The following is a 947-nucleotide window of genomic DNA, read 5'->3' on the forward strand; positions in this document are numbered from 1 at the left end:
ATTGCCGATAACACTTTTTCGCCGATAACCTTTCGGCTTTCTAGCGGGTGGTGGAAGAACTATAGTTTCATAGAAATCTTCCAGATCTGCAAATGTAGACTGCAGGATAAGTTCATCCTTTGTGTGCTTGGTTACAGCAGTTCGCAGGTTATCGGGCACAAAGTATTTCGTAACAGCACCATAAAATGAAACAGCATGGGCACAGCCTTCTATAAAACATGGGAGCTTCTCATTTGGAAAAGCTTCTGCATAGATCAGGCTGCTGACTCCAAGAGTGGTCGCAAAGATATGGACTTTTTTGATCTCGCCCGTTTCGGTATCTGTTAACAGTTCCGGCTGATCACCGACCCAGTCGATATACATCTTTTCACCCGGGATTCGGTTTACGGCCATTGATACCTTCTGGCCACCATAGTTTTCTGCTATGAATCGGTTGAAGTATTCGTAAAACTGTGACTTCTCATAACCATCAGGATTCTTTTCTTTATAATCCAGCCAACAGAACGAAATGTTCATGCGGCTCCCTGGTGCATGGATTCTGTCATAGTAATACTGGAAATCTGGAAGTGGGACATCTTTCCTCTGTAGATTTTTCTGCGGATAGAAAAGGTTCTCAACTTCCTTAGGTGCCATCATTCGGAGTTCCTCGATTGGGATTCCGTTGGCATGGTATCGACTCATGATCAGATTTAATGTACCTGAGCCAATCTTGTAACGGTCCATAACGGACCTGGTCTGGCATCCATTCAAACGCATCTGGATGGAGCCGATAATCGTGTTGTAGTCTTGCATAGTTATGCCTCCTTTCGCAATCATTTGATGACTACGAAAGAACTATAACACGTTGAAAACTTATTGATCAGCTGAAGCGGAAACGCGTTCAGTTACATCCGGAAAGACTGATCAGCTCTTAGCGGAATGCGTGGTCAGATGAGCCGGAATTTGCA

General features: G+C 44.2%; 1 pseudogene. It reads right to left on the bottom strand.

The features are described 5' to 3' along the window. A pseudogene (locus ACTQ50_RS19685) lies at positions 1-792 on the bottom strand (Mu transposase domain-containing protein); the annotation flags it as partial. Positions 793-947 lie beyond the last annotated feature (155 nt).

This window comes from Blautia sp. Sow4_E7 (assembly GCF_052116245.1).
GTDB lineage: Bacteria > Bacillota > Clostridia > Lachnospirales > Lachnospiraceae > Blautia_A.